Source organism: Corynebacterium riegelii (assembly GCF_001263755.1).
GTDB lineage: Bacteria > Actinomycetota > Actinomycetes > Mycobacteriales > Mycobacteriaceae > Corynebacterium > Corynebacterium riegelii.
Map to the genome: position 1 here is coordinate 1,028,965 of NZ_CP012342.1, position 18,309 is coordinate 1,047,273.

The following is an 18,309-nucleotide window of genomic DNA, read 5'->3' on the forward strand; positions in this document are numbered from 1 at the left end:
GTTCCGGCGGCACACCTGCAAGAATTGTTATAGGCGATGTCGAAGCGTGACTGATTTCACTAACATCGTTGTGAAGTCGCTAAATTAGACAAACTAACACCACTGAAGGAAGGCGAACACCTGCCGTGAGCAGCGAAAACACATTCGGCCAGAACAGCTGGCTGGTTGACGAGATGTTCCAGCAGTTCCAGGAGGATCCAAACTCCGTCGATGCGGAGTGGCGCGAGCTATTTGAAAAGCAGGGCGCTCCGAAGACTGCGAAGGGCACCGCCAACGTCACCCCATCGGCAAAGAGCTCCTCGCAGCCAAAGACCGATCCGAAGGTGTCGCGCTCCACGGCGGCGCCTAGCCAGGACGGCCGTGAAACCAAGGTTGACCAGGCCGCAGCGCAGACCAAGAGGCCGCAGTCGGTTCTGCCGAAGCCGAAGAAGTCTCCGCTAGACCGCATCTCTGAGGTTAAGGTTGAGCCGGGTGAGACCCAGCTCAAGGGCGCATTCCGCGCTATTGCCAAGAACATGAACGAGTCGCTTGAGGTTCCCACGGCTACCACCGTGCGTGACATGCCTGTCAAGCTCATGTTTGAGAACCGCGCCTTGGTCAATGATCACTTGAAGCGCACCCGCGGCGGCAAGATCTCCTTTACCCACATCATTGGTTACGCCATCATCCAGGCCACCAAGCTGCACCCGGATATGAACAAGAACTACCGCGAGGAAGAGAAGAAGTCCTTCGCGGTACAGCCGGAGCACATCAACCTGGGTCTGGCTATTGACCTGCCGGGCAAGGACGGCTCCCGCAACCTGGTAGTTGCAGCTATCAAGGAGTGCGAGAAGCTCTCCTTTAACCAGTTCGTCGACGCATACGAGGACATCGTGGACCGCGCCCGCGTGGGCAAGCTGACCATGGATGACTTCTCCGGCGTGACCATTCAGCTGACCAACCCGGGCGGCATTGGTACCCGCCACTCCATTCCGCGTCTGACCAAGGGCCAGGGCACCATCGTTGGCGTTGGCGCGATGGATTACCCGGCAGAGTTCGCAGGCGCCTCCGAGGACCGCTTGGCTGAGCTTGGCGTGGGCAAGCTGGTCACCCTGACCTCCACCTACGACCACCGCGTCATCCAGGGTGCAGAGTCCGGTGAGTTCCTGCGTGACATTTCGCAGCTGCTTATTGACGATAAGTTTTGGGACGAAATCTTCGAATCCCTCGAAATCCCTTACTCCCCGCTGCGCTGGGCACAGGACGTGCCGGATACCGGCATTAACAAGGACACCCGTGTCATGCAGCTCATCGAGGCATACCGCTCTCGTGGCCACCTGATCGCGGACACCAACCCGCTGCGCTGGCACCAGCCGGGCCTGCCGAAGCCGGATTCCCGCGACCTGCTGCTGGAGTCCCACGGCCTGACCCTGTGGGATCTGGACCGCACCTTCCACGTGGGTGGTTTCGGCGGCAAGGAGCGCATGACGCTGCGCGAGGTGCTGTCTCGCCTGCGCGCCGCCTACACCCTGCACGTTGGCGCTGAGTACGCACACGTGATGGACCGTGATGAGCGTGAGTGGCTGCGTGACCGCATGGAGGCTGGCATGCCGAAGCCGACCAACGCGGAGCAGAAGTACATCCTGCAGAAGCTCAACGCCGCTGAGGCCTTTGAGAACTTCCTGCAGACCAAGTACCTGGGCCAGAAGCGCTTCTCCCTTGAGGGTGCGGAGACCCTGATCCCGCTTATGGACGCTGCGATTGACACCGCCGCCGGCCAGGGCCTGGACGAGGTTGTCATTGGCATGCCGCACCGTGGCCGCCTGAACGTGCTGTTCAACATTGTTGGCAAGCCGGTTGCGACGATCTTCAACGAGTTCGAGGGCAACTTCAAGGCTGCTCAGCAGGGTGGCTCCGGTGACGTGAAGTACCACTTGGGCTTTGAGGGCGAGCACATCCAGATGTTCGGCGACGGTGAGATCAAGGTCTCCCTGGCCGCTAACCCGTCCCACCTTGAGGCTGTGGATCCGGTGCTGGTGGGTATGGCACGCGCCAAGACCGACCTGCTCAAGGCTGAGGAAGGCCGCGAGGACTTCCCGGTCATGCCGATCATGCTCCACGGTGACGCATCCTTCGCTGGTCTGGGCGTGGTCCAGGAGACCCTGAACCTGTCTCGCCTGCCGGGCTACTCCGTCGGCGGCACGGTGCATGTGATTGTGAACAACCAGATCGGCTTCACCACCACCCCGGACTCCGGCCGTTCCTCCTACTACGCCACCGACCTGGCCAAGGGCTTCGACTGCCCGGTCTTCCACGTCAATGGTGACGACCCGGAGGCAGCCGCATGGGTTGCCCAGCTGGCAACCGAGTACCGCCGCGAGTTTGGCAAGGACGTCTTCATTGACCTGATCTGCTACCGCCTGCGCGGCCACAACGAGGCTGATGACCCAACTGTGACCCAGCCGGTCATGTACGACCGCATTGACTCCCACCCGTCCGTGCGTACCCGCTACACCAATGACCTCATTGGCCGCGGCGACATCTCCCAGGAAGAAGCGGAGATTGCGGCACAGGACTTCCACGATCAGCTCGACGCTGTGTTCTCTGATGTGAAGGCTTCCGAGGGTGCACCGAGCGAGCAGACCGGTATTACGGATTCTCAGGAGCTCACCCGTGGTCTGGACACCAACATCACGGAAGAGACCTTCAAGAAGCTGGCCGATACCTACGCTGACCTGCCGGAGGACTTCACGCCGAACAAGCGCCTGAAGAACGTGCTGAAGAACCGTGGCGGCTCCTTCGAAAACGGTGACATTGACTGGGGCTGGGGCGAACTCCTCGCCTTCGGTTCCCTGGCCAAGGAAGGCCGCTTTGTCCGCCTCGCCGGTGAGGACAGCCAGCGCGGTACCTTCACCCAGCGCCACGCAGTGCTGTACAACCCGGAGAACGGCGAAGCGTTCAACCCGATCGACCACGCGGCCGTTGAGGCCGGCAACGGTGGCCGCTTCGAGGTGTACAACTCCGCACTGACCGAGTTTGCAGGCCTTGGCTTTGAGTACGGCTACACCATCGCTGACCACGACGCTGTGGTGGCATGGGAGGCACAGTTCGGTGACTTCGCCAACGGTGCGCAGACCATCATTGATGAGTACATCTCCTCCGGTGAGACCAAGTGGGGCGAGCTGTCCAGTCTGATCATGCTCCTGCCGCACGGCTACGAGGGCCAGGGTCCGGACCACTCCTCCGCACGCATCGAGCGCTACCTGCAGCTGGTTGCTGAGGGCTCCATGACCATTGCACAGCCGTCTACTCCGGCGAACCACTTCCACCTGCTGCGCCGCCAGGCACTCGGCGAGATGAAGCGTCCGCTGGTGGTATTCACGCCGAAGTCCATGCTGCGCAACAAGGCAGCTGTGTCCCAGCCTGCGGACTTCACCGAGGTCAACCGCTTCCAGTCCGTGATTGATGATCCAACGTTTGTGGAGCGCGGCAACAAGAAGATCGCCGACACTGACAAGGTCACCACCATCCTGCTGTGCTCCGGCAAGATCTACTACGAGCTTGCTAAGCGCAAGGAGAAGGACGGTCGTGATGACGTTGCGATCATCCGCCTTGAAATGCTGCACCCGATCCCGTTCAACCGCCTCAAGGATGCGTTTGCGAACTACCCGAACGCCAAGGAGATCCGCTTCGTGCAGGATGAGCCGGCTAACCAGGGTCCGTGGCCGTTCTACAACGAGCACCTGCGCAACCTGATCCCGGATATGCCTGAGATGGTTCGTGTCTCCCGCCGTGCGCAGTCCACCACTGCAACCGGCGTGGGCAAGATCCACCAGCAGGAAGAGCAGCAGCTTATCGACGAGGCGTTTGCCAAATAACCGCCCCCATTAGATAAGCGAAAGGCCCCCGCACAGTGTGTGGGGGCCTTTGCCTTGCGCTGGGCGTTGTGCGCTGCGTGCTTTACTCTTCTGGGACAGCGCCCATAATGCCTGCGTACTCCGCGATCCACGCAGACACCGCCTGACCCACAGGGGCACCGTTATCCACCTCGGCGGCGATCTCCTGAATCTCATCGGTAGCCATCACACGAGTGATGAAGTTGATGCGTGTGATCGTTCCGTGGTCAAACTTGCCGTCTAGGAACACCGGCACGATGTTTTGCGGCAATCCCCGAGGCTCCTCCACAGGCGCCTCCCCCTCCAATGCGTCCTCCGGCGCCTCCCCTGGCATCTCCTCCACCGGCGCGCAGCCTTCTGCCGGCGACGGATTTACCGTGCTCATGTTGAAGGGGAAGGTGGCCACCATGGCGTCGTAGGTGGCGTCCGAAAGCTCAGGCCCGCTGAGGTCGCTTGCCTTGAGTTCTTCAGCCTTGTTGGGATCTTGCGACTCAAGCAGGGTGCCGGTGCATGTGATCACAAGATCTACAGGCTGGTTCCGAAGCAGGGTCAGCGCGTCTTGTGTCTCACTGGCGCTCAAGCTGGATACGCCAGCCGCGTAGCCCATCGCGTCAAAGATCTGGCTATAGATCTCCCCTAACACCACTTGCTCTGATGAGTGCGGGTTAATACCGATAGCCACCGGGGTTCCTTGCTTGGTCCAGATGGACCGCAGCTCTTTCAGCCCCTGCGTGGACGCACACCCTGAGGTGCCCAGCGCCGCGGCAACCACCGTCGCTGCCGCAATTACACGTTTTACGCCTGCCTTGCCCATACGGTTACTGCGTCGGGCCGGGCTGATTCGGGGAGGCGATCATGTCGCGTGCTTGGGTTGCGGCGTCCGGGTCGCACAGCACGTCGTAGTGGCCGGCGACGATGGTGGTTGCAGACGAAAAATCACGCTTCCCGCCAGTAAAGGCGTACGCGATTGCCGCGAACACCAGGCCAAAGATGGCGCCGATGAGCAGGGACCACAGGATGATTGCCCAGCCGGTGCCAGTCTGTGTAAACAGGGACAGAATCAGGCCGATGAATACACCCATCCACATGCCTGACAGCGCGCCGCCACCGAGGATGCGGCCCCAGGTGAGTTTGCCGGTGATGCTTTCCACCTGCATGAGATCCACACCCACGATGGTGAGCTTCTGCACTGGGAAGTTGCGGTCCGCCAGGCTGTCTACGGCGGCTTGAGCTTCGGCGTAGGTTTGGAAGCTGCCTACGGGCCAGCCGGAGGGTACTTGCCGCGGGTCGCGCCCGCTGAATGGGGGCTGAGTCATGGAAGTCACGCTGCTTACTATAGTCCCCGGGCAAACGCCTATACTTGCTTGTCACCATGGCTACAACGAATTCGATCACCACTGCACTTGTTACTGAAGCGCTTTCGCGTGTGGACGACCCGGAAATTGGCAAGCCGATCACTGAGCTTGGCATGGTCAAATCCATTGACATCACCGGCAATGACGTGTCGGTAGTCATTTACCTGACTATTGCTGGTTGCCCAATGCGCGACACGATTGAGCGCAACACCCGCGCCGTGCTTGAAGAGCTTGAGGGTGTGGGCAACGTGAGCGTGTCTATGGACACGATGAGCGACGAGCAGCGCCGCGAGCTAGCGACCAAGCTGCGCGGTGAGCAGACTGGCCCGGCTATCCCGTTTGCTGACCCGAATTCGCGCACCCGCGTGTTCGCGGTCGCCTCCGGCAAGGGTGGCGTGGGTAAAAGCTCCATGACGGTGAATCTGGCCACCGCCCTTGCGCAGCAGGGGTTGAGCGTGGGCATTGTGGATGCGGATATTTACGGCCACTCCATCCCAGGCCTCATGGGCTCTGTGGGTCAGACCCCGACGGTGGTGGATGAGATGCTGATGCCGCCGATTACTCACGGCGTGCGCCACATTTCCATCGGTCAGTTTGTGGAGGGCAATGCGCCGGTTGTGTGGCGCGGCCCGATGCTTACCCGCGCTATCCAGCAGTTCTTAGGCGACGTCTACTGGGGCGATCTGGATGTGCTCTTTATGGATCTGCCGCCGGGAACTGGCGATGTTGCAATTACTGTTGCGCAGCTCGTGCCGAATGCGGAGCTGATCATTGTGACCACCCCGCAGGCTGCAGCAGCCGAGGTTGCGGAGCGCGCCGGCACCATCGCCCAGCAGACCGATCAGAAGATCGCGGGTGTTGTGGAGAACATGTCGGGGCTTCTGCTTGACGACGGCTCCGTGATCAACATCTTCGGCGAAGGCGGCGGCCAGCACGTAGCCGAGCGCCTGACGCAGCTGACGGATTCCGCAGTGGAGCTTTTGGGCTCTGTTCCTTTGGATCCGAAGCTTCGCCAGCACGGTGACGACGGCAACCCGGTAGTCATCTCCGAGCCGGACTCCCCCGCCGCCAAGGCAATTCATGAGATTGCAAGCAAGCTGAAGGTACGCCGCGACTCCCTGGCTGGCAAAAGCCTCAACCCCCAGGTGAAGTAATCGCCGTAGGTGCTGACGTGCTGTCTACAGCACGTCTTCCCAGTTGAACCCCGCCTCGCGCTTCGGCGCCTGCGCTTGTTGCTGCGGCGCCTGCGCTTGTTGCTGCGGCGCCTGGGCGGGTGCCTGCGGCTGCTCGTCTTCGTCGCTTTCGAACAGGAAACTGGTCATCGCTCGGCGCGGCCCCATCGCCGCATACTTGGTCACGGTGTCCAGCGGTTCTTTGAACTCTTTGAACTCCCCGAAGCCCTCAAGTTCGCCGTTGAGTTCTTTTTTGGCATTCGCGATGCCTTTGCGTGCGGCGTAGATGGCCGCACGTACGTCTTCAATCACGCTGGGGAGGCGTTCCGGCCCGATCACAATCAGGCCGATGATCATGACGAAGAGGAACTCTCCCCAACCGAAACTGGAAAACACCTATGTCACTCTACCCTGACGGAAGCGTTGCAGCGCGTCAGCAAGCTTCTCGCGCGGGCTGCGCTTAGCTTCGGCCGCGTCATGCAGTTCGTCGTCATCACACATGTTGGCAAGCTTCTCGATGAGGGAGGTGGGGGCTTTCACGTGCTCGTCGGTACGCAAAAAGCGCATGCGTTGAGACGCCCCACGCTGCGCCACCACCTCCTCATGACACTCCTGGCACTGCGCAATGTGGTCCTGGGCGCGACGGGTGGCGCAAGCCGACAACTCCCCGTCTACAAACGCCGCAACCGCCTCAGGGCCTAAATGCTCCGTGGAAGAAAACCGCCTAGTCATCGCGAACGGATCAACTCCTTCGCCGCGGCGTCCACCTCCGCCTGCTGCTCCAAAGACTGACGCAGCTGGGTACGCCCGCGGTGAATACGAGAGCGCACCGTGCCCATCTTCACCCCCAGGGTGTCTGCGATTTCCTCGTAGCTCATCCCCACCACGTCACACAACACCACAGCAACCTTGAAATCCGGGCTCAGCTCATCCAACGCCGCCTGCAACGCCGGGTCCAGCACAGACGCGTTGTACGCCTCATCCGGGGTCATGGTGACCGCAGGCACGCGCTCATAATCCTCAGGCAGGGCCTCCATGCGGATCTTTGCGCGGTGACGCACCATGTCCATAAACAGGTTCGTGGTGATGCGGTGCAGCCAGCCTTCAAACGTGCCGGGCTGGTACTTGGACACGTTGCGAAACACACGCATAAAGGTTTCCTGCGTCAGATCCTCCGCGTCGTGCTTGTCACCCGTTAAGCGATACGCCAGGCGATACACGCTGTCCGCGTGCTCGCGCACCAACTCACCCCATGTCGGCATTTCGCCCGTCCCGGCATCAAAGGCCGCGGTGCCGCTGAGCATTTCCGCTGTGTCTTGCGTCTCTGGCGCATTCATCACCGAGATATTACCACTATGGCCACCACGGCGTAGCCAACCAACTATGCTTCAAATCGTGACTGCAACAGCGTTTACCCAGATGACCTCTTACATCACCGACCGTCTCACCGAGGCACCCGATGCGCTGCATCGCGCCCATGTAGAGGCGGATGAAAATGGGTTGCGTGCGCCGTCCATAGTCGTCGGCTCCTTGCTGCAGACCTTGGCTGGCACGACCGGCACCCAGGGCGCGGTGGCCGTAACCCCGGCCGCTGGTGTGGTTGGCCTGCACCTACTGGCGGGCCTGCCGGAGAAGGCCACGCTGACCTGCATTGAGCCGGATGCGGCGCTGCAGGCCGGCGCGAAGGACGCGTTCAAGCTTGCCGGACACGGCGCGTCGCGCACTCGCTTCCTCACCGCGCGCCCGCTGGATGTCATGGGCCGCCTGGCCGCACAGGCCTACCAGCTGATCTACCTGGATGTTGCCCCGCGCGAGCTGCAGGCAGTGCTTGAGCTTGCCTGGCCGCTGCTCAGCCAGGGCGGAATGATCGTTGTCGCCGATTCGCTTCTAGACGGCACGTTGGCCGACCCCTCCCGCCGCGACCGCGACACCGACGCTGCACGTAGCGCCGACGACTACGTGGAAACGCTCGCCGCCGACCACGGCGCGCTGGTGGCCCGCCTGCCGCTCGACGGCGGGCTCACCTTAATTACGAAGCGCTAAACCACTTCGTTTTTGCCAACCACCACAACGCCGCCGTCAGAGACGGTGTAGCGCTGGCGGTCGCGCTCCGCGTCCACGCCGATGATCTCACCGTCAGAGACGTAGACGTTCTTATCCAAAATGCAGTGGCGCACCACGGCACCCTTGCCAATGCGCACACCCGGCAGCAGCACGGAGCCCTCCACGGTGGCGCCTTCCTCCACACGCACGTCCGTGGACAGTACGGAGTTGCGCACCGTCGCCCCCGACACAATCGAGCCGGAGGCCACAATGGACTCCTGCGCAATACCGCCCAGCACGAACTTCGCCGGCGGCAGGTTGCCGTCCTCCGTGGAGTGAATCGGCCACGCGCTGTTGTACAGATTGAACACGGGGTGCGAGGAAATCAGATCCATGTGCGCCTCGTAGAACGAGTCGATGGTGCCTACGTCACGCCAGTAGCCCTTGTCACGATCTGTCGCGCCCGGCACATCGTTCGAGGAGAAGTCATACACGTTGGCCTGACCCTTGGACACGAAGTACGGGATGATGTTGCCACCCATGTCGTGGTCAGAGTCTTCATCCTGCTCGTCTTCAAGCAGGGCTTTGATCAACGCCTCCGTAGAGAAGCAGTAGTTGCCCATGGACGCATAGGTCATATCCGGATCATCCGGGGTACCCGGCGGGTTGGCGGGCTTTTCCAAAAACTCCGTAATCGTGCCGTCCTCTTCAGACTGGATGCAGCCAAAGGCCGTGGCCTCCTCACGCGGCACGCGGATACCCGCAACCGTAGCGTCCTTGCCCGAAGCAATGTGATCTTCCACCATCTGCGAGGGATCCATGCGGTAGACGTGATCCGCACCGAAGACTAGGACGTAGTCCGGCTTATCGTCATAAATCAGGTTCAGCGACTGCAAAATCGCATCCGCCGAGCCGTTGTACCAACGCTTACCGCGACGCTGCTGCGCCGGCACCGACGCAATGTACTGCGACGTCGGGCCCGACACATTCCACGCCGTAGCCACGTGACGGTCCAGGGAGTGCGACTTGTACTGCGTCAACACCGCAATACGCATATAGCCCGCATTCACCAAGTTGGACAAAACGAAATCAATCAAGCGGTAATTACCGCCAAACGGAACAGCGGGTTTCGCGCGGTCCGCGGTCAAGGGAAAAAGACGCTTCCCCTCGCCGCCCGCAAGGACAATTGCAAGGACACGTGGCTGGCTCTTCATATGTCTAAGACTAGGGAAAACATGGCCCGCTCGCAGCACAACTAGCAAGCTTCCTGACACAGTTTGCGAAACGTCACTAGGGTGGCGGACATGAGAGTGGGAATGATGACAAAAGAATATCCGCCGGAAATCTACGGCGGTGCCGGCGTCCACGTCACAGAGCTCACGCGCTTCATGCGAGGCATCGACGGTGTGGACGTAGATGTGCACTGCATGGGCGCGCCGCGGGACGAGGCAAATGTGTACGTCCACGGCGTCGATCCGGCGCTGGAAGACGCCAACGGTGCGTTGAAAACGCTGTCCACCGGCCTGCGCATGGCGCACAGCGCGAACAACCTTGATGTGGTCCACTCCCACACCTGGTACGCGGGCCTGGGTGGCCATCTGACCGGGCTGATGTATGACATTCCTCACGTGGCCACCGCCCACTCTTTGGAGCCGGACCGCCCGTGGAAGCGTGAGCAGCTCGGCGGCGGCTACAACGTGTCTTCCTGGAGCGAGAAAAACGCCATGGAGAACGCGGATGCTGTCATCGCCGTGTCTTCCGGCATGAAAGACAACATTTTGCGCGCCTACCCCAGCATTGACCCGGACAAGGTGCATGTGGTGCTCAACGGCATTGACACTGAGCTGTGGTACCCCACCAAGGGCACCATCACCGAGGAGCTCGGGGTTGACCCGACGCGGCCCATCGTGTCGTTTGTTGGCCGCATCACCCGCCAAAAGGGTGTCCCCCATTTGCTCAAGGCAGCCCAGCTTTTCGACGCTTCCGTGCAGCTCATCCTCTGCGCCGGTGCACCCGATACGCCGGAGATCGCAGCCGAAACTCAGGGTCTTGTGGACAAGCTGCGCGCTGAGCGCGACGGTGTGTTCTGGGTGGAAGAGATGCTGCCGGCCGATAAGATCCGCGAGGTCTACGCCGCATCTGACGTGTTTGTCTGCCCGTCTATCTATGAGCCGCTGGGCATTGTCAACCTTGAGGCGATGGCGTGCGGCACCGCCGTGGTGGCCTCACGCGTGGGTGGTATCCCCGAGGTTGTTGTGGACGGCGTGACCGGCACGCTGGTGGACTACGACGAATCGGATCCCGAAACCTTCGAGCGCAACCTGGCCGAGGCCGTGAACGCCGTTGTTGCGGACGCGGACACTGCCGCACGCATGGGCCAGGCTGGCCGCGAACGCGCGGTGGCCGATTTTTCCTGGGCCACCATTGCGCAACAAACCGTTGATATTTACAAGAAGCTGATCTAAGAGGAACCTGCTCGCTGATGACTACGTTTAGACCCGAACTGCACCTCACCGCCGAGGAAGGCATCCTCGAAGGACCCGCTGGTGTTATCCGCCTCGGCGCGAAAAACGAACACGTGTGGCACATGTTCTACCAGTACCGCCCAACCCCGGACGGCCAGAGCCGCTGGGGCCACAGCGCAAGCGAAGGCGACCCGTTTAGCTGGTACGAGTGCAACGACGCGATCGTCCCCGCCGGTGGGGAGCGCCACCTGCGCGCAGGCGCCGTTGTCGGCGGCGATGTGGAAGACGACGGCATTGACATCTACTTCACCTCCCGCACCGATGCCGGCAGCACCGTCCAGGTGGCCCGCGTTGATGACGTGGACGCGTTGTGCAGCGATCTTGAGGACGACACGGTGGAGGTCTCCACCGCCGTGAAACGCCTAGGCAAGGTGGTGGAAAGCACCGACGAGTTTTCCAACTTCCGCTCCCCGTGCGTCATCCCTGGCTGGAGCCGCTTAAGCGACCGTGACGCAGGCCACGAAGGCTGGCTCATGCTCGCTGTCACCGGCCCCTCCGACAACCCGCAGCCGGTGGTGCTGAGCTCCGACGACGGGCGCGCCTGGCAGTTCATCGGCCCGCTGGAGTTCGTCGGTGATGCTGGGTTTGAAATGGACGGCTCCCTAGTCGCCCCGCGTCTGGTGCGCCTGCGTGACGAAGTGGACGGCAACATTTATGACGTGCTGTTCATCACCACCGAAGTGGACGGCAAGGACATCGCCAGCTACATCATCGGGCGTTTGGAGGGCAACCAGTTTCATGTGGTCACCCCAAGCCAGCGCTTCGACTTTGGCCATGACTTCACACGCCCGCGCAACACCAACTACCCGCGCGGCACCGAAGACGAGTTCAAGCTGTACGAGCGCGCCTACATCTACGGGTTTATGACCAACTCCGGCCGCAGCGGGGACCCCACCGCTGAACCCAACTGGGAGACGGAAGGTTGGGCCAACGCACTGACCCTGCCGCGGCGCATCACGTTGCAGCACGGCCACCTCTACCAGGTGCCGGCGCCGGGGCTTCCGGACGCGGTTGATGAGGCACAGCGTGCCCTGTTGTGGACCGGCCTGTGCGACATCCCCGCAGGCTCCGAGGTTGTCGTTGAGATTATCGACGGCAACGGCGAACCCGCCGCCCGCATCCGCCACACCGGCGAGCACATCGAGCTTGATCGTTTCGACGGGGATCCGAAGACCGCCCCGCTTCACGACGATGACGAGGACAACATCACCGTCATCGTCGACGGCTCCACGCTTGAGGTCTACGCCGGTGGCGGCAGCGTGGCCATGAGCTCACGCTTCTGGCCCGAAAACGGCTCCAGCGGCATCAGGGTGCGCGCAAACGGCAACGCGGAGATCTACTCCGAGTGGCGTCGCGGCCACAGCTCGCTGCTCTAGTCCCGCCCCGTGGGCGAGTCTGTCCCCCCGTGGGCGAGTCTAACCTCGCCCACGCCTACGCCTTGCGCAGGTGAACCAGGTTCGCCTTCGCGGTGACCCGCAACGTCTCCGGCAGCGCCGCAACACGGCTTGCAAGCGTTTCCTTATCCAGGTGGCGTGCCGACGGGCTCATGCCCACCTGGGCGGCGATCGCGGCGCGCTCCAACTCCATCGGGAACTCAATGAGCTGCGGCTCACCCACCAACTCCAGGTGGCCTTCCGCCTGCTCAAGCATGCGCTCCAGCTTGCCGCCTTCAACGCCCAAAATACCCAGCGGCTCACGCAGCTCATCCAGGTGGCCTTGGTGGGCGGTGAGGATGACGGCCTCGCCGCCGTCTACAAGCACGCGCGCAAACTCCGCCGGGTTGCGGGGCGCGAAGACGACGGTCAGGGCGTGCACCGAGGCGTCGTGAAGCGGGAGGCCCTCCCACACATCCGCAACCACCGCACCCACTCGCGGGTGCGACTTAGCCAAGTGCTTCGCGGCCGGCACAGAAATGTCCAGACCCACGCCACGCGCCCCCTCAACGGTGTCCAGCGTGTGCGCCAGGTAGTAACCGGTACCGGCACCGACCTCCAGAATCACCGGCTCTTCAACGCCAGCAGCGCTGACTCCCAGCACCTGCTCCACGGCCTCGGTGACGGCCTCCACAAACGGCGCGAAATACCCCTGCGACAAAAACGCCTCACGCGACTGCACCATCTCCAGCGAGTCACCCTCATGGTTGAGGCCCTTGCCCCCAGCAAGCGTGACATAGCCTTGACGAGCCACGTCATACGAATGCCCGGACTCCGACACCAACCGGGCGCCGCCATCCTCCACGCGCAATGGGGTGCGATCCACCGGGTCAGCCAGCACGTCAACGATGTCTTTCAGCATGCGTGCATCCTACCGCACAATAAAAAACGCCCCGCGGGGCGGGGCGAAGGGGAATAATCGCGCTACTTCGATGCGTCAAGCAGCAGCTGCCCAAGTTCGGCAGCCTCTTCCTTGCTCATCTCCACAACCAAACGGCCACCGCCGTCGGACGGGATACGCATTACAATCTTGCGGCTTTCTTCCACTGCTTCCATCGGACCGTTACCGGTGCGCGGTTTCATTGCTGCCATGGGTAGGCTCTCCTTCGCTAACTAGAAGTTCTTCGCCCAATTGTACGCGCTCCGGCGCATCTTCGGGGGCCAGCGCTGTTGCGGGCTCCGTAGCCAGCTCCGTACCCGTCAGCTGGGCAAGCAGCGCATCGACCTGGTCCATGCGGTATCCGCGGTGGACAACTTCCAGCTGGATGTCGTCAAAACGGCCCTCTTCAACGGCGGTCCGGTTGGCGTCTTTCACGTCAGCGGTGTCCTCCATGGGCGGCAGCACCTCGCCGCGCCCAAACACGGCGGAGAACAGCCACATGCCCATCAGCGCGAAGACGGCCAGAGCCAGAATCAGCAGGATCCACGAAAGCATGGGCTACATCTTATTCCACGGCGGTCGCTGCTTAAGCGGCGCGGCCCCTTCCGGCAGCACGCCGGCACGCGAAAGGACAGTACGTGTGACAACGTCGGCCATGGGTCCAAGCTCGGATAGCGGGCGATTGCGGTGGGTGCGCTTCCCCAGGTTGACTTGGGTGATGGCGTTGGGGTGGGTGGCGTGGACGTCGATAATCAACCCGACCTCTACCCCATATCCTGCGACAAACGGCACCTGAAGGGCGGTTTCTCTGCGGATGGCGTATTCGCCCGCCAGCGGCTGGTCAAGGCTGGCGAGCTGCGGGAAGTAGGTGCGCAGCAGCGGTTTGGCGGTCAGCTCGGTTACGCGCCCGCCGGCGCCGAGCCGCTCGTAGGTGGCGTTGACCAGGTGAATTGCGGGGTCTGCAAAGGGGGCGGCCAGTGTGTCCACCCACCAGGGATCCACGTTGGTCACGTCTGCATCCACAAACACCACCACGTCCCCGCGCGCGGCTTTCACCCCGCGCCACAGGGCCTCCCCTTTCCCGGGCCAGGGCTTTTGCTTATCGACGCCACGCCATCCCACCACACGCGCCCCCACCCGCGCCGCCTCCGCGGCGGTGTTGTCAGTGGAGTCGGAATCGATCACGAGGACCTCATCAGCGCACGACGCCAAACACGCCTGTGCAACGTGTGCCACCGTGGCCTCCTCGTTGAGCGCCGGGATAACCACGCTGACGGTCAGGTTTCCAATCACGCCAACCCCCGGACGGTGTTCAGCGGCGGGGCCTGGCCGGCAATCGCGGCGGTCATGCGGATCACGTCGACGGTTTCGCGGACCTCGTGCACACGAAACGCCGCCACGCCACGCGCTGCCGCCCACGCTGTCGCCGCCAAGGTGCCGGCCACGCGCTCCCCCACCGGACGATCCACCGTCTCACCCACGAAGTCCTTATTGGACAGCGCCATCAGCACCGGCCAGCCGGTAGCCACTAGTTCGTCCACGCGCCGCAAAAGCTCAAGGCCGTGGAAGGTGTTCTTGCCAAAGTCATGCGTCGGGTCAATGAACACCAGGTCTTCCCGCGCCCCTAAAGACACCGCGCGCTCGGCAAGCGCGGTGGTTTCGGCGATGACGTCGGCCACTACGTCGTCGTAACGCACGCGGTGCGGGCGTGTGCGCGGCACCGCGCCACCGGTGTGTGAGCACACGTACCCCACACCGTTTGCGCCTGCGACCTCCACCAGCTGCGGGTCAAAGCCCGCCCACGTGTCATTGATCAGGTTCGCGCCTGCGTCTACCGCCGCTTGGGCGACGTCCGCGCGCCACGTGTCCGCACTGATCACCACATCCGGGTGTGCGGCGCGCACCGCGGCGATCACCGGCACGATGCGCTCAATTTCCTCTACAGCGTCGACCTCGTCGCCGGGGCCGGCTTTGACCCCGCCAACGTCGATAATGCTCGCCCCATCCGCCACCGCCTCGGACGCGCGCGCAACGGCCGCGTCAATCGCAAACGTCGCACCCTGGTCATAAAAGGAATCCGGGGTGCGATTAACAATGGCCATCACCTGGGCCAACGGCCTACTCAACAATGGAGTCAGCGATAGATTCGCGGCCGGTGAGGCGCTCATCCGTCATCACACGATGCGCGGAGACAATGTGCTCGATAGCTTCCTCGACGGAGTCGGTGACAATGAACAGCTCATCGTCGCCAGGCGAAATCAGCCCGCGACCCAACAGCTGCTCACGCAGCCACGTGACCAGGCCCGACCAGAACTCCGTGCCCATCAACACGATCGGGAAGTTGGTCACCTTGCCGGTCTGCACCATGCACAGCACCTCAAAGACCTCATCCATCGTGCCAAAACCGCCCGGCAGGGAGATAAACGCCTGCGAGTACTTCAAAAACATCGTTTTACGCGCAAAGAAGTAGCGGAAGTTCAGGCCCAGATCCACCCAGTCGTTCAAGCCCTGCTCGTGCGGCAGCTCAATGCCCAGGCCCACCGAAATGCCACCCGCCTCGTGCGCGCCGCGGTTCGGCCCCTCCATCAAACCCGGCCCGCCGCCGGTGATCACGGCGTAGCCCGCCTCCGTCAGCGCCTTGCCAACCTCTCGCGCCAACTCATACTCCGGGGTTCCCTCCCCCAGACGCGCCGAGCCAAACACGGTTACGGCCTTCGGCATCTCCGAGAGCGCATCAAACCCCGCCACAAACTCGGACTGAATACGCATCACGCGCCACGGGTCCGCATGCTTCCAATCGTGATCCATGTGGCCCAGGGACTCCAGCAAGCGCTGGTCATACGTCGTTTCCTGCTGCTGTTCGCTGCGCAGCATCAGTGGGCCACGCAGCTTACGGTCACGTTCTGGCCGACGCGGAGTGATGTGGGGTGCCATGAAAACTCGCCTCCTATTTCGCTGTCAGGTAGTCCATGAGCTGCGCGTACACATGCTCAATCTGCTCAACTGGGCACTGCTCGTCGCGCTTGTGCGCAAATCCAGGATCTCCCGGCCCGAAGTTGACAGCAGGCACCCCCAGACTAGAGAAGCGCGCCACGTCCGTCCATCCGTATTTGGCCCGCACATTGCCACCAACGGCACGCACCAACTCGGCGGCCACCGGGTCGTCGAGGCCGGGGAGGGCCGCGGGCGCCACGTCGTCGTAAATCAGCTCCAAGCCCGGCTCCAGGTCCAGCACTTCCTCCAGATGAGCCTTTGCCTTATCGACGCCACGATCCGGCGCATACCGAAAATTCACCGTCAACCGCGCAAAATCCGGAATCGTATTCGTGGCCACGAACCCTTCCATGCCCACCACGTTGAGGCCTTCGCGGTACGTGCAGCCCGCAATCGTGACGTCGCGCGGCTCATAGGCAGCAATGCGGCCCAGCACGCCAGCTAACTTGTGCGCGGCATTGTCCCCCAGCCACGCACGCGCGGAGTGCGCGCGAGTCCCGTGCGCGTCCACAAACACCCGGATCGTGCCCTGGCAGCCGGCCTCGATGATCCCACCCGAGGGCTCCCCTAGCAGCGCGATGTCACCCGCCAACAACTCCGGATGGTCACGCTCCAAGTGGTAAAGGCCGTTGTACTTCGTGGCCACCTCCTCGCCCTCATAGGCAATAAACGTCAAATCAAACGCGGCAGCTTCCGGGTCATTCGCCAGCGCCGCAAACGCCGACAGGTAACACGCCAACCCAGACTTCATATCCACCGCGCCGCAGCCAAACAGCACACGGCCTTCCGGGGTGTCTTCAAAATGGTGCGGCGTGTTATCTGCAAGCGGCACCGTATCCACATGGCCAGCAAGCACCACCCGCTGCGCCTTAGCAAAATGCGTGCGCGCAACAAGGGTGTTGCCGAAACGTTCAACACTGACGTTTCCAGCATTTCCAGTACTGCCAGCCTCAAGGCCGCGAAGCGCAGCTTCGATCACGTCGGCGATCTTGGCCTCATGGTGCGACGGCGACTCGATGTCGATGAGTTCGGTGGTGAGGGTCACGGGGGCGTCGATAAGCGAAAGCTCCATTGCGCCGATGCTACTTGGTTATGATGCAACAATGCTGCAAGGAGCCCACGGAATAGGAATTGCCAACATCGCCATGGACGGAACGGTGCTGGACACCTGGTACCCCAGCCCACAACTCGGCGGCGAAAACCTCACCACCGCAACCCGGCGCGTCTCCGCACGCGAACTGTCAGACCGCTTCTTAAACCTCATCGGCATGGACCGCGACCGGCTGGTTGAACTCGTGCCCGTCCGCACCGAAATTGCTGATCTCTCCGCCCCACCCATCGACGCCCACGACGTCTACCTGCGCCTCCACCTGCTCTCCCACCGCCTTGTCCAACCCATGCAAATCAACATGTTCGACTGCCTCGAACACCTCGCCGAAGTGGTCTGGACCAACAAAGGCCCCTGCCTTGCGGACAACTTCGAATACATCCGCACCAACCTGCGCTCCCGCGGCCAAATCCAAGTCTTAAGCATCGAGCAACTGCCGCGCATGGTGGACTACGTGGTACCCACCGGCGTTGCTATCGCCGAAGCCGAACGCGTCCGCCTCGGCGCCCACCTTGCCCCCGGCACCCAAGTCATCCGCGAAGGCTACGTGTCATACAACGCCGGCACCATCGGCCCGGCGCGCGTGGAAGGCCGCTTGTCTTCTTCCGTGACCGTCGGCGAAGGCAGCAAAGTCTCGCTCAACGCGCTCGTCGCCGCCGACGAGGGGGTGCGCCGCAACCGCAAACCGCTGAACATCGGCCGCAACTGCCGCCTGCGCCACTCCTCCGGACTGATCGGCGTGGACCTTGGAGACAACTGTGAGCTCGGCCTCGGCGTCGTGCTAGAGCCGAGCACCACGCTTTTCGACGCCCGCGTGGGCCACCAAGTCCACGCCCGCGACATCAGCGGCGAATCCAACATTGTCATCAGCAACGAACCATTTTCGAACTCCCCGGTATTGCGCCAAAGGCCGTAGCGTAACGT

General features: G+C 62.4%; 19 protein-coding genes. 6 read left to right on the plus strand and 13 right to left on the minus strand.

The annotated features are described in order from the left end of the window. Positions 1-125 precede the first annotated feature (125 nt). Positions 126-3,857 carry a multifunctional oxoglutarate decarboxylase/oxoglutarate dehydrogenase thiamine pyrophosphate-binding subunit/dihydrolipoyllysine-residue succinyltransferase subunit gene (locus AK829_RS04940; protein ID WP_052204779.1) on the plus strand — a complete coding sequence of 1,244 codons (3,732 nt, stop codon included), beginning with the start codon at positions 126-128 and terminating at the stop codon, positions 3,855-3,857. A gap of 82 nt (positions 3,858-3,939) precedes the next feature. On the opposite strand, the gene AK829_RS04945 is transcribed toward AK829_RS04940, so the two are convergent. Together AK829_RS04945 and AK829_RS04950 are read right to left on the minus strand one after the other, a co-directional pair. Beyond that, on the minus strand, positions 3,940-4,689 hold the full coding sequence (locus AK829_RS04945; protein ID WP_052204781.1) for a hypothetical protein: 750 nt from the start codon (positions 4,687-4,689) through the stop codon (positions 3,940-3,942). Between the two features lie 4 nt (positions 4,690-4,693). Next, positions 4,694-5,191 (minus strand): general stress protein, encoded by a 498-nt coding sequence (locus AK829_RS04950; RefSeq protein ID WP_052204783.1) that lies wholly within the window; start codon positions 5,189-5,191, stop codon positions 4,694-4,696. Between the two features lie 56 nt (positions 5,192-5,247). On the opposite strand from AK829_RS04950, the gene AK829_RS04955 reads away from it, so the two are divergent. After that, complete coding sequence (locus AK829_RS04955; RefSeq protein WP_052204784.1) at positions 5,248-6,384, plus strand: Mrp/NBP35 family ATP-binding protein; 1,137 nt, start codon at positions 5,248-5,250, stop codon at positions 6,382-6,384. A 24-nt stretch (positions 6,385-6,408) separates the two neighbouring features. On the opposite strand, the gene AK829_RS04960 is transcribed toward AK829_RS04955, so the two are convergent. From AK829_RS04960 to sigE, 3 genes are read right to left on the minus strand one after another with little or no spacing between them, the layout of a single operon-like run. Beyond that, positions 6,409-6,798, minus strand: a complete 390-nt coding sequence (locus AK829_RS04960; protein WP_052204786.1) for a Sec-independent protein translocase family protein — start codon at positions 6,796-6,798, stop codon at positions 6,409-6,411. After that, on the minus strand, positions 6,799-7,134 hold the full coding sequence (locus tag AK829_RS04965) for an anti-sigma factor (RefSeq protein WP_052204788.1): 336 nt from the start codon (positions 7,132-7,134) through the stop codon (positions 6,799-6,801). Beyond that, entirely contained in the window at positions 7,131-7,739 is a 609-nt protein-coding gene (sigE, locus tag AK829_RS04970; RefSeq protein WP_052204789.1) for an RNA polymerase sigma factor SigE, read from the minus strand. Before sigE ends, AK829_RS04965 begins: the two co-directional genes overlap by 4 nt. A gap of 82 nt (positions 7,740-7,821) precedes the next feature. Here sigE and AK829_RS04975 point away from each other — a divergent pair, with 82 nt between their 5' ends. Further along, positions 7,822-8,445: an O-methyltransferase gene (locus tag AK829_RS04975; protein WP_408606288.1), complete on the plus strand. Its 624-nt coding sequence runs from the start codon at positions 7,822-7,824 to the stop codon at positions 8,443-8,445. Here the strand turns inward: AK829_RS04975 and glgC are convergent. After that, entirely contained in the window at positions 8,442-9,659 is a 1,218-nt protein-coding gene (glgC, locus tag AK829_RS04980) for a glucose-1-phosphate adenylyltransferase (protein WP_052204793.1), read from the minus strand. The two genes, AK829_RS04975 and glgC, sit on opposite strands and share 4 nt — an antisense overlap. Positions 9,660-9,749: 90 nt before the next feature. Here glgC and glgA point away from each other — a divergent pair, with 90 nt between their 5' ends. Both glgA and AK829_RS04990 read left to right on the plus strand, forming a co-directional pair. Beyond that, complete coding sequence (glgA, locus tag AK829_RS04985; RefSeq protein ID WP_141738194.1) at positions 9,750-10,910, plus strand: glycogen synthase; 1,161 nt, start codon at positions 9,750-9,752, stop codon at positions 10,908-10,910. 17 nt (positions 10,911-10,927) lie between these two features. Beyond that, the gene (locus AK829_RS04990) at positions 10,928-12,346 is read left to right on the plus strand and encodes a GH32 C-terminal domain-containing protein (RefSeq protein ID WP_052204796.1); all 1,419 of its coding nucleotides are present in this window, start codon (positions 10,928-10,930) and stop codon (positions 12,344-12,346) included. Positions 12,347-12,401: 55 nt separating this feature from the next. Here the strand turns inward: AK829_RS04990 and AK829_RS04995 are convergent, their stop codons facing one another. From AK829_RS04995 to dapE, 7 genes are all read right to left on the minus strand, one after another. Further along, positions 12,402-13,265, minus strand: coding sequence for a methyltransferase domain-containing protein (locus AK829_RS04995; RefSeq protein ID WP_052204797.1), 864 nt, complete (start codon positions 13,263-13,265; stop codon positions 12,402-12,404). Between the two features lie 62 nt (positions 13,266-13,327). Beyond that, on the minus strand, positions 13,328-13,495 hold the full coding sequence (locus tag AK829_RS12135; protein WP_070462057.1) for a DUF3117 domain-containing protein: 168 nt from the start codon (positions 13,493-13,495) through the stop codon (positions 13,328-13,330). After that, positions 13,467-13,838, minus strand: a complete 372-nt coding sequence (locus tag AK829_RS12645) for a cell division protein DivIVA (protein ID WP_198147788.1) — start codon at positions 13,836-13,838, stop codon at positions 13,467-13,469. The genes AK829_RS12135 and AK829_RS12645 overlap by 29 nt, the downstream gene beginning before the upstream one ends. Positions 13,839-13,841: 3 nt before the next feature. After that, positions 13,842-14,564, minus strand: a complete 723-nt coding sequence (locus tag AK829_RS05005) for a glucosyl-3-phosphoglycerate synthase (RefSeq protein ID WP_052206390.1) — start codon at positions 14,562-14,564, stop codon at positions 13,842-13,844. Positions 14,565-14,572: 8 nt separating this feature from the next. Further along, positions 14,573-15,385, minus strand: coding sequence for a dihydropteroate synthase (gene folP, locus AK829_RS05010; protein ID WP_052204799.1), 813 nt, complete (start codon positions 15,383-15,385; stop codon positions 14,573-14,575). A 16-nt stretch (positions 15,386-15,401) separates the two neighbouring features. Then, positions 15,402-16,217 (minus strand): LOG family protein, encoded by an 816-nt coding sequence (locus tag AK829_RS05015; protein WP_052204801.1) that lies wholly within the window; start codon positions 16,215-16,217, stop codon positions 15,402-15,404. A gap of 13 nt (positions 16,218-16,230) precedes the next feature. After that, the gene (dapE, locus tag AK829_RS05020; RefSeq protein ID WP_052204804.1) at positions 16,231-17,349 is read right to left on the minus strand and encodes a succinyl-diaminopimelate desuccinylase; all 1,119 of its coding nucleotides are present in this window, start codon (positions 17,347-17,349) and stop codon (positions 16,231-16,233) included. A 31-nt stretch (positions 17,350-17,380) separates the two neighbouring features. On the opposite strand from dapE, the gene AK829_RS05025 reads away from it, so the two are divergent. Beyond that, a complete protein-coding gene (locus tag AK829_RS05025; RefSeq protein WP_052206391.1) occupies positions 17,381-18,301 on the plus strand; it encodes a DapH/DapD/GlmU-related protein in 921 nt (306 codons plus the stop codon). Positions 18,302-18,309 lie beyond the last annotated feature (8 nt).

Excerpts from the sequence above, each read along its gene's own strand:
- AK829_RS04945 (WP_052204781.1), bottom strand. The coding sequence starts at position 4,689 with ATGGGCAAGGCAGGCGTAAAACGTGTAATTGCGGCAGCGACGGTGGTT.
- AK829_RS04950 (WP_052204783.1), bottom strand. The coding sequence starts at position 5,191 with ATGACTCAGCCCCCATTCAGCGGGCGCGACCCGCGGCAAGTACCCTCC.
- AK829_RS04955 (WP_052204784.1), top strand. The coding sequence starts at position 5,248 with ATGGCTACAACGAATTCGATCACCACTGCACTTGTTACTGAAGCGCTT.
- AK829_RS04965 (WP_052204788.1), bottom strand. The coding sequence starts at position 7,134 with ATGACTAGGCGGTTTTCTTCCACGGAGCATTTAGGCCCTGAGGCGGTT.
- sigE (WP_052204789.1), bottom strand. The coding sequence starts at position 7,739 with ATGAATGCGCCAGAGACGCAAGACACAGCGGAAATGCTCAGCGGCACC.
- AK829_RS04975 (WP_408606288.1), top strand. The coding sequence starts at position 7,822 with ATGACCTCTTACATCACCGACCGTCTCACCGAGGCACCCGATGCGCTG.
- glgC (WP_052204793.1), bottom strand. The coding sequence starts at position 9,659 with ATGAAGAGCCAGCCACGTGTCCTTGCAATTGTCCTTGCGGGCGGCGAG.
- glgA (WP_141738194.1), top strand. The coding sequence starts at position 9,750 with ATGAGAGTGGGAATGATGACAAAAGAATATCCGCCGGAAATCTACGGC.
- AK829_RS04990 (WP_052204796.1), top strand. The coding sequence starts at position 10,928 with ATGACTACGTTTAGACCCGAACTGCACCTCACCGCCGAGGAAGGCATC.
- AK829_RS04995 (WP_052204797.1), bottom strand. The coding sequence starts at position 13,265 with ATGCTGAAAGACATCGTTGACGTGCTGGCTGACCCGGTGGATCGCACC.
- AK829_RS12135 (WP_070462057.1), bottom strand. The coding sequence starts at position 13,495 with ATGGCAGCAATGAAACCGCGCACCGGTAACGGTCCGATGGAAGCAGTG.
- AK829_RS12645 (WP_198147788.1), bottom strand. The coding sequence starts at position 13,838 with ATGCTTTCGTGGATCCTGCTGATTCTGGCTCTGGCCGTCTTCGCGCTG.
- folP (WP_052204799.1), bottom strand. The coding sequence starts at position 15,385 with ATGGCCATTGTTAATCGCACCCCGGATTCCTTTTATGACCAGGGTGCG.
- AK829_RS05015 (WP_052204801.1), bottom strand. The coding sequence starts at position 16,217 with ATGGCACCCCACATCACTCCGCGTCGGCCAGAACGTGACCGTAAGCTG.
- dapE (WP_052204804.1), bottom strand. The coding sequence starts at position 17,349 with ATGGAGCTTTCGCTTATCGACGCCCCCGTGACCCTCACCACCGAACTC.
- AK829_RS05025 (WP_052206391.1), top strand. The coding sequence starts at position 17,381 with ATGCTGCAAGGAGCCCACGGAATAGGAATTGCCAACATCGCCATGGAC.